We start from the raw sequence: 14,494 nt of genomic DNA, 5'->3' as shown, positions 1-14,494 counted from the left end.
CTCCCGCTGCACCTGGCAGTCAGGAGGACAAAAGGACAGTTTAAAGTGCGCTTCCACCCTGTCATTGATCCAGTGAAACAATTTCTTCCGCCTCAACCACCAATCGATCCCCTACGGAAGCCCGACCGCTTCCAAGAATATAGCCCCGCCGACGCTTGATCACTTCAAAATAAAGATCAATTCGGTCCCCAGGCTTGGCCAAGCTGTGGAATCGAATTCCATTGAGGTTAGTCAGGTATGAAATTCCTTTTTTATCAATCGCAGCGAATGCCGCTAATTGTGCAAGCGACTCCACAATCAACATAGGAGGCATGTATGGGTTAGTGTCAGTAATGAACCACTCACTCCAGGTGACAAGCTTGTATCCCTTCGCCCATTGCGACGTTTCGTACCCGGTCACGCCATCCAACAGAAGAAATGGGTACCGGTGCGGAAGCACATCCGGGATATGGATTAGCTCTTCGCTCACAGGCTTATTCCCCTTCCCACTTGCGAACAGCAAGGCAGACGTTGTGCCCTCCGAAACCAAATGAATTGCTAATCGCCGCGCGGACCTCGCGTTCCTGATATACATGCGGCACAAAATTCAATTCAGGAGCTTCAGGATTGTAGCAATTGAGTGTCGGTGGTACTTTGCTGTGAATCATACTCTGCACAGTCGCAATTAATTCGACTGCCCCTGCACCGCCCATTAAATGGCCAGTCATGGATTTAATAGACGATATCGCCAATTGGGGGGCATGCTCCCCGAATACTTTTTGAATAGCGTTAATCTCCATACGGTCATTAAATGGCGTACTCGTACCGTGGGCATTGACATAGTCGATTTCCTGCGGTGTCAAGCCGCCATCCTGCAGTGCGATGTTGATCGCTTCTGCCGGGCCGGAGCCAGAGGGATCTGGAGCCGTGATATGATACGCATCAGTTGTGCATCCGTAACCCACAACTTCGGCCAGAATGGTGGCTCCGCGGTTCAAAGCATACTCCAACTCCTCCAGCACCAAAACTCCTGCTCCTCCACCGATGACGAATCCATCGCGATCCACATCAAACGGACGACTAGCCTTCTGCGGCTCTTCATTACGTCTGGAGAGAGCATGGATATTCGCAAAAGATGCCAGATCAAGCTGACTAAAATTGGCTTCTGCTCCACCAGCAACCACAACATCAGCCGTGCCGTACTGGATCGTACGTAATGCCTCACCAATGGCATTACTTCCTGTGGCACAAGCCGTAACCACAGCAAAAGAAGGCCCCTTGGCTCCAATAGCAATGGAGATTTCACCAGGTGCTGAATTAATCATCATCGAGGAAACAAAATAAGGAGAAACTCTTTTGGGACCAAGCTTTGTTAATTTCCCATAGTTCTCCTCTATAACGTCGAGGCCGCCTGCTCCAGAGCCGACAATAACCCCCACGCGACTTGCATTCCGCTCATCAATCACTAATTTTGATTGCTCCACTGCCTGCCGGGCAGCCGCCAAAGCAAACTGAGTGAACTGTGCGACTTTATTAGCTTCCTTCTTGCTCATATATTGCAATGGGTCAAAGCCCGTAACCTGTGCACCGATCTTTGTCGGAATGTCCGCTGTATCGAAAGCAGTGACAGGTCCGATTCCGCTTTTTCCTTCCAACAGTGAATTCCAGAAATCCGTAAGATTAAGCCCGACCGGCGTTACGACTCCCTGTCCAGTCACTACAACACGTCTTCTCACTGTATCCACGTCCTTCGTTGAAATTAATTCTTGGAAGCCTGTTGCTCGTAGAGAGGAAAGTCGCCATACACATGACTGATTTTTTCATGCACATCCGCAAGATCAGCATATACCTCGACGACCACAAGCTTGTTCTCCTGATACTTTTGCCAAGCAAGCTGAAGCTGTTCCCGTGCCTCTCCCTTACTCCGAATTGCAAGGCTTTCCACAAACTCATACTGAGGAATTTGAATTCCTGTCTTGGCCGCCTCAGAAACAAACGGGAGGGACCGCCCTGTGAGATGTTTATAATTCATCTGATTCTGCAACCAACCATAGCCACCATTATTGAGTACGATATAGATTAACGGTATTTGATACTCCACCGCCGTCATAAAATCCGAACAGAAGAGATTGAACGCACCGTCACCTACAAGTGCCACTACTGGACGTTGTGTCGCCACGCTTGCTCCCAGAGCAGCCGCCGCACCGAATCCAAGACTCGTTTGATCACTAGGAACAATCGAAAGAGAACCGTGGGCAAAGCGAAAATATGGATAAAAATAGGACCACATATCCTGCAATCCATTCTCTTGAAGAAGCACCAGATTTTCAGGGAACTCCGTCTGAATCATGTCCAACAGCTCAGGAACGTGGATTCCAGGGGTCTTTTTCAGCTCTTCCAGATAAATAGCCCTGTGAGAAAAAGCCTCCTGTTTACAACTCCCAATCGTTTCAAGCCACACTCCATCAGGCTCCTGCCCACGTCGTTCAAGCCACTGCTCCACCGCTGCATATCCATCACCGAGCACCTTGATACCCTTGTATTCGTGTGCAAAATCCTCCAGATTTACATTAACTTGAATCAAAGGTGTATCCTGTAGCAAAATATCCCACTCGAAGGTAGCCGTTTCTTCCAATCGACTGCCCAGTGTGATCACCACATCAGATTCCTTCCAGATTTGTCTTAGACTGAGATCTGTATAGAGTCCCGCAACACCACAGAAGAGTTCGTGGTCTTCATCAACTACACCCCGTCCCGAGGCGGTTGCGAACAAGGCCGCTCCATGTTGGTTAGCGAACCGCTCAATCACATCACCTGTACCTGACTTCATGCCGCCTCCGACTAGAATGAGTGGTCTGCGGGCGTTCTCAATAATTCCCCACGATGCATCCAACTCCCGACGAGACGGAGAGCACGACAGCTTTTCTGGTGGGGTAAACTGAAGCCCTGTTGGCACAGGCTGGTCCATCAGGTTTTCAGGGAGTTCGATATAGACAGGACCCGGTGCTCCATTGATAGCCAAAAAGGCAGCCCGCTCCATCGCCCATACAAGCCGATCCACATGCTCGACACGATAAGCCCATTTTACGAGTGGCTTCACGAGTGAGATTTGATCGGCTTCCTGAAAGGATCGGGTACCCAGCTTGTCTCCGCCAGTGCCAAGCGCCAAAAGCAGGAGCGGAGCGCCCAGGTTCTTGGCCTCCAGTAGCCCTGTGAGTGTATTACTGAGCGCAGGGCCTTTCCCCACAACGCATACGGACATCTGGTTAGTGGTGAGCGCATAACCTGCTGCCATGAACACAGCATTGCGTTGATCCTTGCACAGAATAAAATCCATACCGGATGAGGGGAGTGACGATACGATTTTGAGATCATCACTTGGTAATCCAAAGAGATGCTGAACCCCAGCCGATTTTAAGTAGCCAATGATGGCATCCCAAGGGAATAAACTCGCAGTCATACCAAACTCCTCTTTTCCGACAAATATTCTGCGACAATTTCTGAAATCAAGATCGGCTTCGAAATGAGCTTGAAATCGTAAAAAATATAGTTCGACATCGTGCCATAGCCACCAAAAGGCTTATTGCCTTGATCCACATCCTCAAGCGTCTGATTAATGGTCAGCGTGTGCTTCTTTCGCAGAACGTCCGCCAGGTGACTAGACCCGTATAAGCTGCAACCCATTGCTCGTTCACTGAAATAACTGGAGGAAATACGCTTGATCAGCTGCTCGTCGTCTCGGTAGCTAACCACGTTGAAGACCGGTGAAAAATACTCAATAATCTCCAAATCCTGATCTAGCTCGCTATATACAACCGTTGGCTCCATCTTTTTCGTACGGAAATCAATGCCACCGCCGTAGATAATAAACTTATCGTTCGTATTAAAATATTCAGAAACTGAGTTCAGCGCATCTTTATAGAAAATAGGGGAATAGTTTGCGTTCGGATCATCGTTGGCTCCAAACACAAGTTGGTCAAGCCGCATAATCAGCAGGTTTTTGAAGCTCTCTGTCACATCTTGATGTACCAGAATGATGTCGGGTCCCAGGCAGTCCTGTCCTGAGTTGAACAGTCTCATTCGGATTACATCGGTAACCGCCAGTTCCAGATCAGCATCGGGTCCGATGACGAAAGGATTGATCCCTTGTCCATAGAAGATGTAGAGTTGGTCTTTTCGGATTTGTTTTTTGATCTTCTCCGCATTGACATAGCTCCCGGTGAACACCACAATATCAGCTGGCATAACCGAATTTTCCATAAAAACCCTTTGACTGACCTTACGAATATAGATGGGTAATCCGTGTACAGCCTGAAGCTTTTCATGCAGCATGTTGACGTACTCGTTTACGTGAGAAGAAGGGCGAAAGTCTATATTTTCAACGTACAGGGACGGAATCAAGAGGTATAATGCATAGGAGTACAAAATGACGTTGGAAGGCATGAATACAGCCATAGATCGTTGCCAGCTTGGCTGATAGGTCTGCACTTCTTGCAGAGCACCTTGAAGTGTGAGGATCGTGGAGTCAATTTCTGCATTGGCGGCCCGATAGGATGAAAATTGCGTGAGAATATCCATCACTTCCTGCCGATTTTCAATCAAATAATTGAGGCATTTCAGAATAGATTCATGCCTTTTCAGAAACAGTGTGTTTTCTGCCAGTTCTGGATTTATACTCATGGCACATTCTCCCTTTCCTGTATGCAGTTTTGGTATATATCTTGTTATGCTTTGCGAGAAGCAGCTTTCTCTAGAGCAACACGCTCCATCTCCAGACGATCTACTTTTCCATTGCGATTTAAAGGAAAATGATCGAGCGGAAGCAAAAGATCGGGAAACATGTATGAAGGGAGTACCTGACTCATCTCTTTGCGGAGCACAGGCACGACCTGTGAGGAATCACTTTCGATGAATGCGACAAGCAATGTCCCTTTAGCCTCATCCTCCAAGGTGATCACGCAGGATCGGTAACCTAGCGAACCAATCCGATCCTCAATATAGACAGGAGATACCATATAGCCCATCCGGTTGACCGTCTTACCGCTGCGACCAATGACATACAGCATTCCGTCATCCAGATAGCCCAGATCCCCCGTCTTGAACCAGCCGTCCTGTAGAACCGATTGCGTCAAGTCTGGACGATTCAAGTAACCTTCCATGCGTCCAGCACTGTGTATCCACACTTCGCCTACGATACCATCCGCCTGCTGGTTGCCTGTAGAATCTAGTATTTTCAGATCCACACCAGGTAATGGTAGACCACAACCCTTCGGACATTCTAGCGTCCCCAGTGTAACGTTGCCCAGTTCAGAAAGGCCGTAACCATTCAGGAGGGGCTGTCCAAATATGTTGTTAAATTTCTCTTCAAGGTCTTGGGTAAGTGGGGAACCGCCTACGCACCACATGCGTACCGGAGCTTCCTTGACCATTTCCAGTTGTTCGGGTTTTCGGTTTAGCATACGCAACAAGGTGTAAAAAGCAGAGGGGTTAGCGTCTACGACCGTCGCCCGGTCTTTCGTAATACTTGCAATGACGCTCCAGAGGTTTTTGGGATTGCAGATGATGAGAGAACATGAGGTTAACCACCAGGAGAAAATAAGTGAGATTCCATAAAAATGAGAAAAAGGCACAACGGGGAGCATATGGTCAGACGGTAGGTAGTTCATGGCGTGTATGGAATGCCTGATATTCTCCATAAAAGCTGAACCAGCTTTCACGATTCCCTTGGGTTTTCCCGTCGTACCTGAAGAATACAGAATGAGCGCATCTGGCCTCTCGCACCACTTGTTAAAGTCGAGGGCTTCAAGCTTTGGCTCTCCCACCCAATCCGGGTGTACTGCTTCTTCTTGAATCAGATCTTGAATTAGAATAACGAGAGCATGAGGAAGTTCTAAATCGGAATCCGTAAGGATGCAACAGGCACCCGCTTCATCATAGATTTGGGCCACCTCATCGAGCACAGTCTGCTCGTCCACCACAGTCACCGAAACAGCAATATTGCACAGGGAGAACAGAGACACAACAAACCAATAGGAATTGGCCGCTTTCAGAATCACTCTACCGTCTTCGGGAATTCCTCTGAGCGTCAACATCCGGGAGAAGATCGTAACGTCTCGCTCCAGACGCTCCCTAGTCATAATTCCTTCAGGTGAGATAATACGGCAATCCGTATGCGTAATAAGCACAACGTTCCCTCCTTACATCCCCGTAATATGGTATCCAGCATCTACATGGATAACTTCACCCGTAATGCCTCTCGATAAATGGGAAAATAGGAATAACGCCGTATCTCCGACTTCCGACGTATCAACCGTCTTGCGTAGGGGCGTAGTTTCTTCAATATGTTTGAGCATTGTGTTAAAATCTTTAATGCCATAGGCAGCCAAGGTCCGTATCGGACCAGCGGAAATCGCATTTACGCGAATGCCATATGTGCCCAGATCATTCGACAGATAGCGCATGCTGGCTTCCAGTGAAGCCTTCGCCACACCCATAACGTTGTAATTTTTGATCGCTCGTTCTGCGCCAATATACGTCATGGTGACGATACTTCCACCCTCTGTCATCAGTGGGTATACTCGACGGGAGACAGCAGCCAGAGAATAGGCACTGATTTCTTGTGCAACGGCGAATCCCTCACGAGAAGTGTCAACGAACAAGCCATCCAAATCCTCAGCCTTAGCATAGGCGACACTGTGAAAATAACCATGTAATACGCCTACTTTTTCTTTTAGAAAATCCGCCAATGCATCAAGCTCTTCATTGCTTTGAACATTACAAGGACAGACCAGTGCTCCTGGAATGGTTTCAACGAGCTTTAGTACCCGCTCTGCAACCCTCTCATTTTCGTAAGTAAAAATGAGCTGTGCTCCTTCAGCAGCTAAAGATTGAGCTGTCCCCCAGGCAATACTCCTGTTATTAGCCACGCCCATAATCAAAATGTTCTTACCGCTCAGTAGTACTGCCACAGAAACCACCTTTCTTTTTTACATTTTTAAACAAAATAACAACTTAACTGCGTATGTCTACATTTATAGACATATGTAATCTTTCCTGGAATATTATCGCGTTAATTGCCAAACTTGGATAGGCGACGTTTTAGGCAAATCACAAAATTTATTTTAAAATTTGTGGAACACATCTTGCATGCTGTCTGTCATCTCACAAAAAATAGTTGTGTTGCTTCCGTTGGTCTGTGTTCAAATCGAAAGGGATACATGTGTGTGAAAAAAGATAGCGAGGCAAAAATAAGGTGACTGTCAAAGTAAGTTAAACATAAAATCCTCATATTTTTGTAAATATTTACATTCCAACAACGGACTCACCCCATTTACCGGAAGTAACCACTTCATTTTCACCAACAATGAGTCTTCCGATTTGAACATCCTGAGTGACCAGCCAGATTTTATCTAATCTAAGTGTAAAGCTTAACCTCTATAGACTACGCTTTTGTTTTTTGGGAGCTAAAGTATAGCTAAAGGAGACAACAAAGTCGATTGCCAGAACGATCGCCCATGTTTGCATAATGCCCTCCAAAGACACCGTACGCTGCGGATCATCAACATACACAATGATTGCGAGCAACAAAGCATTACCTATAGCCCAGCCCAAAAGGTGAAGCAACCAACCTATCCGTTCCTCTTTTGCATGAGCAGCACCATACTTACGTTCAGGCTTGGGTCCCTTACCAAACCAATGGGAGAACCGTACATCCGCCCACTTAATTAACCTATGACCAAATGCTACTGTAATACCAAAATAACAGGCCGCCAAGCCAGTAGCAGTCGTAATCTCCATGCCACTTTTCACCGTGATGAACACCGCAATCAGTAACAGGATATCAATAATGGGGGTAAATAGTAAAAGAAGACCGCCTAATTTCTTCAAGCCAAACATATACCTTGCGATCAAGCCTGCAACAACAAAAACCCAAAATAAAACTTCAGCACTAATAATAAATAAATACATAATAGATGATTCCTTTCAAATTAGAAATTGGTATTCACCTCAACTATCCCCCTTTCATGCCCACTATCATACAATATTATACATAATATTCCTAGTATTTTGTCTATAATTACATAAAAGGAAACAAATAGCCGTTTTTTTCTGCGAAAATCAGTATCTGTTCAGCCCATTTCGTCTTGTTCTCAAAATGGGCATTTTACATGATATGCTACCCATAAAGAATTATGATAATCTGAAATGAAAAAAGATGTACCTATGCTAATCAGCACGGGTACATCTTTTTTTACAGATACACTATCCAATTACAATATGACCTTCGGGACGACGGTACAATGTCTTGGTCGAGCGTGGACGAATGGCATAGGCAATCGTAAGAGGACCAATCCGACCAATAAACATAGTCACACAAATAATCAGCTTGCCTGCGTCAGACAATCCTGGCGTCACTCCTACAGACAACCCTACCGTTCCGATTGCGGAAGCAGCCTCAAATGCAAGGGAGAGAAATGGCGCATCCTCTGTCATTAAGAGCAGTATAACCACAATCGAGAATATAAATAGGGCCAGTACAATAATGGTCAGCGCCCGCATCATGATATCTTTGGGGACCCTATGACGGAAAAACACAATTTCCTTCTGTCCTCGCATGACGGCGATTAGCGCACCTACCATAAGCAGAAACGTAGTCGTTTTAATTCCTCCTCCCGTGGAGCCCGGAGAAGCACCGATAATCATCAGCAACATAATAAAAAACTGACTTGCCTGCCTTAACCCGCTGATATCGACTGTGCTCGTACCTGATGATCTCGTGGAGACCGATTGAAAGACAGCTCCATATACTTTGCCTTCCCAGTTCAGCGCACCCAAGGTTCGTGCATTGGTAAACTCAAAAACAAATAAAACCAGCGCACCAACCACAATGAGCACTCCCGACACGCTAAGCACCATTTTGGAGTGTAGAGACAGTCTCCGGGTACGGCGAAAATCGAACAGATCGCTAAGTACAAGGAAACCCAAGCCTCCTGATATAACGAGCACAGATGCAATCATATTGAAAACAAAATCTCCAGCGTACTGTTGGAAGCTAGTCCCGAACAGATCGAATCCCCCGTTATTAAAGAGGGATACGGAATGGAATATTCCATAATATATCGCTTGTCCGACAGGCATCTCTCGCATCCACCGCAAAGCTAAGACGACGGCAGCTATCGCCTCAATGGTAAAAGAAAAGATCAGCACCTTGCGAATAATACGCACGATCCCTTCCATGCTATCGGCATTAATAGCCTCCTTAAGCAGCAACCGATCCTTTAACGATAATCGCCGCCCCAACAACAGCGCAAACAAGGTCGCTAAGGTCATAAACCCCAGCCCGCCTAGCTGCATCAGCACCAAAATGACGGTTTCGCCAAACATCGTATACGTTGAATCGACGTCAACAACGACCAGTCCTGTGACGCAAGCGGCTGAGACGGACGTAAAAAGCGAATCAATCCAATGCGGAGCATGACCACTATGATTGGCAACAGGAAGCATCAGTAGCAAAGTACCCAATGCAATAATCAATAAATATCCGATGACCAATATAAAAGGAGGCGATGCGAACCGACTAAGCTTGACGCTGCGTTTCATTAGAGTATTCTCTCCATCCGTTCTTATGAAAAAGAGGAACAAGACACGGGAAGCCCGGCTGATCCTCTATATTCATAATGTTATGTTATTCTACTGTTGGTTACGCATATGCGGGAAAAGCAGCACATCGCGAATGGAAGGCGCATCTGTCAGCAACATAACCAAACGATCGATGCCGATGCCCAGTCCACCTGTTGGTGGCATCCCGTATTCCAAGGCGCGGATAAAGTCATCATCCATTTCATGCGCCTCGTCGTTACCGTGCTCACGTTCCAGCAATTGTGCTTCAAAACGTTGGCGCTGGTCGATTGGATCATTCAGCTCAGTGAACGCATTCGCATGCTCACGAGCAACCACGAACAGCTCGAAGCGATCCGTAAACCGCGGATCTTGTTCGTTTTTCTTGGCCAACGGCGAAATTTCAACCGGATGTCCAGTAATAAAGGTAGGTTGAATAAGCGTTTCCTCTACGAACTGCTCAAAGAATGCATTCAGGATATGGCCAAATGTCATATGCGGTTCAACCGAAACTTTATGCTCTTTCGCAAGGCGATGAGCTTCTTCATTACTCATCTGCACGCTAAAGTCTACGCCTGTTACTTCTTTAACAGCATCAACCATGGAGACTCTGCGCCATTGCGGCGTCAGATCCACTTCCTGGCCTTGATATTGAATATGCTGTGTGCCCAGTACTTCCTGCGCAATATGTGCAACCATGTTTTCCGTCAATTGCATGATATCTTTATAATCAGCATACGCTTCATACAGCTCAATCATCGTAAACTCAGGGTTATGGCGGGTCGAAATACCTTCATTACGGTAAACACGACCGATCTCATATACTTTCTCCATTCCGCCGACAATTAGTCGTTTCAAATGGAGTTCAATAGCAATACGCATATAAAGCTGCATGTCCAATGCATTATGGTGCGTAACAAATGGCTTCGCCGCCGCCCCGCCAGCAATGGAATGTAATGTTGGGGTTTCAACTTCCAAATAGCCGAGCGAATCGAGATAACGACGCATGGATTGAATAATACGGGACCGTGTAATGAACGTTTTTTGTACTTCAGGGTTCATAACCAAATCGACATACCGCTGACGGTAACGCAATTCAACATCCTTCAGGCCATGATATTTCTCTGGTAATGGATACAAGGATTTGGACAAGACCTCAATATCCAGCACTTTGATTGTCGTTTCGCCCGTTTTGGTCTTGAAGAGCACACCCTTAACACCAACAATATCACCCAGATCCAAAATACCAAATGCTTTATATTTGGATTCAGGTACCGTGTCTTGACGAACATAAATTTGAATACGTCCGCTAAGATCCTGTATATGAGCAAAGCTGGCTTTTCCCATAACACGTTTAGCCATAATACGGCCTGCTATGCTAACTTCAATATTCTTTTCTTCCAGTTCTTCCTTAGTCAAACTGTCATACTTGCTCAGTAGTACGCCCGCTTCAGCCGTGCGTATGTATTTGCGTCCAAAAGGATCAATGCCCAATGCGCGAAGCTCGTCCAATTTGGCACGACGAATTTGTAATAGTTCACTTAATTCCTCGCGATTTTCTTGTGTTTCCTGGTTAGTAGTTTCATCCGACATGGTGCTAAATCAGCTCCTTCAATATGAATAGACGGGCCGGGGTCCGTCCGGGTGTAGAGAAAAAAAGCTTCCACAAGGAAGCTTTTACATTAAATTCCAAAGTCCGTGTCTTATTTCTTGATATCCACGATTTTATATTGAATAACGCCTGCTGGAACGGTGACATCCACAACAGTTCCCTTTTTCTTACCGAGAATTGCCTTGCCAACCGGACTTTCATTCGAAATCTTATTCTGTAGCGGGTCGGATTCGGCGGAACCTACGATAGCATACTCTGTAATATCTCCGAATTCCAAATCTTCAACGGTCACAGTTGCACCTACTCCCACAACATCGGTGTCAATTTCATCACTATTGATAATGCGGGCATTGCGTAGCATCTTTTCCAACGTAATTACACGGCCTTCAATAAAGGCCTGCTCATTCTTCGCATCCTCATATTCGGAGTTTTCACTAATATCTCCGTATCCGATGGCTACCTTAATCCGTTCAGCCACTTCGCGGCGTTTGACAGACTTTAAGTTCTCAAGCTCATCTTCGAGCTTTCTAAGACCTTCCTGTGTCAGAATGACTTCTTTATCGCTCATCTTAACCGATTCTCCTGTCATGGGAAAAGTTTAAAAGTGCATCGGAATGCACGCTTTCAAAACATAATATGCCACTCTGAGGGAATGAGAACATTTCCTGCTGTTGTCTTGAGAGCTGCACACAATTTGTAGCATACATCAAGATTTTATACTGAACGATTATAGGGCAAGCAATTGGAAAAGTCAATCGCGTGCGCAGGCCGGAACAGCTTCCTTATTGCGCAACAGCAGCAGGAGAAGCAGCACTTGTAGAAGGCTCATCGTTTTCTACCATGTGCAATTGAGATACAAATTGATCCAAAATACGTACCATATCGTCGCGCTTTGTTTCTTCCATAATGACATCCTTAATACGTGCAGAACCTTTAAACCCCTTGAGGTACCAAGCCAGATGCTTGCGCATTTCACGGACAGCTACCGCTTCACCCTTCAATGCAACCAGACGATCCATATGCAGAATGGCAATGCGGATTTTTTCTTCCGGTGAAGGATCGGGCAACAGCTCACCTGATTGCAAGTACTCAATCGTACGGTAGAGCATCCACGGATTCCCCAGAGCACCGCGTCCGATCATAACGCCATCACAATTGGTCAGATCCAGCATGCGGCGGGCATCTTCCGGTGATGCCACATCACCGTTTCCAATTACAGGAATGGAAACTGCTTCTTTAACTTCTTTTATAATATCCCAATTCGCATGTCCCGTATACAGTTGCTCCCGTGTACGGCCATGTACGCTAACGGCCTGACCTCCGGCACGTTCAACAGCGCGAGCGTTCTCTACGGCATAAATATGCTCGCTATCCCAACCAATACGCATTTTCACGGTAACCGGCTTGCTTACCGATTCCACTACCGCCGATACCATTTCATAAATCTTGTTTGGATCGAGCAGCCAACGAGCACCTGCATCACATTTGGTCACTTTGGGAACCGGGCAGCCCATATTGATATCAATAATATCTGCATTCGTTTCCTGATCTACCACCTTCGCTGCTTCCACCAAAGATTCGCGGTCGCCTCCAAAAATTTGCAAGCTAAGCGGCTTCTCGCGCTCATCTACAAACAGCATCTCACGTGTACGCTTGTTGCCGTGAATGATGGCCTTATCACTAACCATCTCTGCACATACCAAGCCTGTACCGAACTCCTTGGCGATCAAGCGAAAAGCAGGATTGCACACGCCTGCCATGGGTGCCAAGACGACTTGGTTTTTCATTTCAATATCGCCGATTTTCAACATATCTGTTCACCCCTTTATTCCTTCTTTTATATCGTATACTTATCGTCATTCCGTCAGTTCCCGGACTTCAATTTCTAGCGTTTGGGCGATGATGTCCAGCATGTCTGGGTCTACTCTACGATTGCCTCGCTCCACAGCACCTAATACAGTCAAAGATATACCAGTACGTTCTGCCAACTCCTGCTGTGTGAACCCTTTTAGCTTCCGAAAGGCGCGGAGTCGTTGCGCCAGCTGCATGTTTTCCAAAGCTGTATGCCGTCCTTTCCATCCACAGAATTCAATGCAGTATGCACGATACTGTACAGACCGGACGGATCTTGGTTCGGAACGATATCAGCCAAAGGAACCAGCACAAAAGCACGCTCCAACATACGAGGGTGAGGAAGCTCCAAATCCGGTGTAGCCAGTTGCGCCGCTTCCATCCATAACAAATCCAGATCAATGGTTCGTGGCCCATTAGGAATGTGTCTTACTCTCCCCAGACGACTCTCCACCTCCAGCATATATACCAGAAGCTCCTCTGGAGCAAGTGTTGTAGATACGGCTACCGTCATGTTCAAAAAAGAAGGTTGATCCAGATACCCAACAGGCTCTGTTTCGTACAGGCTGGAGCACCGAAGCACCCGTATACCCGGATGTTCGTCCAGCGCCGTAATGGCTTCATACAGGGTATGCTCGCGCTCCCCCAAATTAGCCCCTAAAGCAATATAAGCCTCTGATGCCTCAGAGGTCGAATGTGCATTCATGTATCGTTCCTACTTTCTTGCGCGATAAAGCTCAACCGTCACGCCTTGAAAATGAATATCAAACGGCGGATGCGGCTTTGTGACTTTGACAGTCAGTGCATTGACACTAGTATAAGTGTCCAGTAGGGAAGATGCAATACGTTCGCCCAAAGCTTCAATCAATTGGTAAGATTCCTTTTCTACAATATCTTTAACGGTGTAATGCACCTCGGCGTAATTAACCGTTTTGTCCAAAGCATCCTGCTCACCCGCTTCACGCAGATCAAGCTCCAGTTCCAAATCAATATAGAAACGTTGTCCCAGCTTGCGCTCCTCTGGAAAAACGCCATGATATCCGTAATACTCCATACGATGCAAAACCATTTTATCCATCGTGGGTAGCCCCCCTGTTTTTTATTAGATTTTCTCAATAAGCTCAACTTAAAAGTTTCGTATCGTGCCACTGCGCAGTCGGATGGTGCTCCCCATCGCCACCGCCCCCAGATTTCTTGAATAAAACCTATAACCAAGGTAGAAATTCGGGGAAGTGATGCTTCCGAAGCGAGCTTTCCTACGGAAAGCTTTTAAAGCGACCGCTTTGCTTGTACAGCACCATTCCGCCTACTCCGTTCTCGTTCTACTTGATCTATTCTTCTGTTCACCTTACACAATAAATAACTCCCTAAAAAAACAGTGACTTTATGGCGCGTTGTAGCGGAATGAAGGATTTGAATCCGGAGAAGCGAAGC

The 14,494-nt window shown here is 46.4% G+C and carries 14 protein-coding genes; all 14 read right to left on the bottom strand.

The genetic code is table 11. The features are described 5' to 3' along the window. Window positions 1-61 precede the first annotated feature (61 nt). The 14 genes from BM358_RS24630 to folB all read right to left on the bottom strand — a co-directional run bounded on the left by BM358_RS24630 (window position 62) and on the right by folB (window position 14,138). Window positions 62-469 (bottom strand): 3-hydroxyacyl-ACP dehydratase FabZ family protein, encoded by a 408-nt coding sequence (locus tag BM358_RS24630; RefSeq protein ID WP_025721676.1) that lies wholly within the window; start codon window positions 467-469, stop codon window positions 62-64. 4 nt (window positions 470-473) lie between these two features. Further along, window positions 474-1,715, bottom strand: coding sequence for a beta-ketoacyl-ACP synthase II (gene fabF / locus BM358_RS24625; protein WP_028542501.1), 1,242 nt, complete (start codon window positions 1,713-1,715; stop codon window positions 474-476). Between the two features lie 23 nt (window positions 1,716-1,738). Beyond that, window positions 1,739-3,439: a thiamine pyrophosphate-binding protein gene (locus BM358_RS24620; RefSeq protein ID WP_028542502.1), complete on the bottom strand. Its 1,701-nt coding sequence runs from the start codon at window positions 3,437-3,439 to the stop codon at window positions 1,739-1,741. Further along, window positions 3,436-4,659, bottom strand: coding sequence for an aldehyde dehydrogenase family protein (locus BM358_RS24615; protein ID WP_028542503.1), 1,224 nt, complete (start codon window positions 4,657-4,659; stop codon window positions 3,436-3,438). Before BM358_RS24615 ends, BM358_RS24620 begins: the two co-directional genes overlap by 4 nt. Window positions 4,660-4,703: 44 nt before the next feature. Then, complete coding sequence (locus BM358_RS24610) at window positions 4,704-6,164, bottom strand: class I adenylate-forming enzyme family protein (protein WP_028542504.1); 1,461 nt, start codon at window positions 6,162-6,164, stop codon at window positions 4,704-4,706. Between the two features lie 12 nt (window positions 6,165-6,176). Continuing rightward, the gene (gene fabI, locus BM358_RS24605; RefSeq protein WP_013308164.1) at window positions 6,177-6,947 is read right to left on the bottom strand and encodes an enoyl-ACP reductase FabI; all 771 of its coding nucleotides are present in this window, start codon (window positions 6,945-6,947) and stop codon (window positions 6,177-6,179) included. A gap of 466 nt (window positions 6,948-7,413) precedes the next feature. Next, a complete protein-coding gene (locus BM358_RS24600; protein WP_025719307.1) occupies window positions 7,414-7,947 on the bottom strand; it encodes a hypothetical protein in 534 nt (177 codons plus the stop codon). Between the two features lie 294 nt (window positions 7,948-8,241). Continuing rightward, complete coding sequence (locus BM358_RS24595) at window positions 8,242-9,579, bottom strand: TrkH family potassium uptake protein (RefSeq protein WP_023986461.1); 1,338 nt, start codon at window positions 9,577-9,579, stop codon at window positions 8,242-8,244. Between the two features lie 90 nt (window positions 9,580-9,669). Then, window positions 9,670-11,190, bottom strand: a complete 1,521-nt coding sequence (lysS, locus tag BM358_RS24590) for a lysine--tRNA ligase (protein ID WP_023986460.1) — start codon at window positions 11,188-11,190, stop codon at window positions 9,670-9,672. Window positions 11,191-11,300: 110 nt separating this feature from the next. After that, window positions 11,301-11,777: a transcription elongation factor GreA gene (greA, locus tag BM358_RS24585; RefSeq protein ID WP_013308160.1), complete on the bottom strand. Its 477-nt coding sequence runs from the start codon at window positions 11,775-11,777 to the stop codon at window positions 11,301-11,303. Between the two features lie 214 nt (window positions 11,778-11,991). Next, window positions 11,992-13,020 (bottom strand): tRNA dihydrouridine synthase DusB, encoded by a 1,029-nt coding sequence (dusB, locus tag BM358_RS24580; RefSeq protein WP_023986459.1) that lies wholly within the window; start codon window positions 13,018-13,020, stop codon window positions 11,992-11,994. A gap of 45 nt (window positions 13,021-13,065) precedes the next feature. Beyond that, window positions 13,066-13,266 (bottom strand): helix-turn-helix domain-containing protein, encoded by a 201-nt coding sequence (locus BM358_RS24575; protein ID WP_177235837.1) that lies wholly within the window; start codon window positions 13,264-13,266, stop codon window positions 13,066-13,068. Further along, entirely contained in the window at window positions 13,218-13,766 is a 549-nt protein-coding gene (gene folK, locus BM358_RS24570) for a 2-amino-4-hydroxy-6-hydroxymethyldihydropteridine diphosphokinase (RefSeq protein ID WP_023986458.1), read from the bottom strand. Before folK ends, BM358_RS24575 begins: the two co-directional genes overlap by 49 nt. Before the next feature lie 9 nt (window positions 13,767-13,775). Further along, window positions 13,776-14,138: a dihydroneopterin aldolase gene (gene folB, locus BM358_RS24565; RefSeq protein WP_023986457.1), complete on the bottom strand. Its 363-nt coding sequence runs from the start codon at window positions 14,136-14,138 to the stop codon at window positions 13,776-13,778. Window positions 14,139-14,494: the final 356 nt, after the last annotated feature.

Origin of the sequence: Paenibacillus sp. cl130 (assembly GCF_900116035.1) — a bacterium.
GTDB classification, from domain to species: domain Bacteria; phylum Bacillota; class Bacilli; order Paenibacillales; family Paenibacillaceae; genus Paenibacillus; species Paenibacillus polymyxa_B.
The sequence above is the reverse complement of the archived record's forward strand: the minus strand, read 5'-3'. Positions and strand labels throughout refer to the sequence as shown.

What these genes read in the sequence shown, in the direction of transcription:
- BM358_RS24620 (WP_028542502.1), bottom strand. Translation starts at nt 3,439, where the DNA reads ATGACTGCGAGTTTATTCCCTTGGGATGCCATCATTGGCTACTTAAAA.
- BM358_RS24615 (WP_028542503.1), bottom strand. Translation starts at nt 4,659, where the DNA reads ATGAGTATAAATCCAGAACTGGCAGAAAACACACTGTTTCTGAAAAGG.
- BM358_RS24600 (WP_025719307.1), bottom strand. Translation starts at nt 7,947, where the DNA reads ATGTATTTATTTATTATTAGTGCTGAAGTTTTATTTTGGGTTTTTGTT.
- BM358_RS24595 (WP_023986461.1), bottom strand. Translation starts at nt 9,579, where the DNA reads ATGAAACGCAGCGTCAAGCTTAGTCGGTTCGCATCGCCTCCTTTTATA.
- lysS (WP_023986460.1), bottom strand. Translation starts at nt 11,190, where the DNA reads ATGTCGGATGAAACTACTAACCAGGAAACACAAGAAAATCGCGAGGAA.
- greA (WP_013308160.1), bottom strand. Translation starts at nt 11,777, where the DNA reads ATGAGCGATAAAGAAGTCATTCTGACACAGGAAGGTCTTAGAAAGCTC.
- dusB (WP_023986459.1), bottom strand. Translation starts at nt 13,020, where the DNA reads ATGTTGAAAATCGGCGATATTGAAATGAAAAACCAAGTCGTCTTGGCA.
- folK (WP_023986458.1), bottom strand. Translation starts at nt 13,766, where the DNA reads ATGAATGCACATTCGACCTCTGAGGCATCAGAGGCTTATATTGCTTTA.
- folB (WP_023986457.1), bottom strand. Translation starts at nt 14,138, where the DNA reads ATGGATAAAATGGTTTTGCATCGTATGGAGTATTACGGATATCATGGC.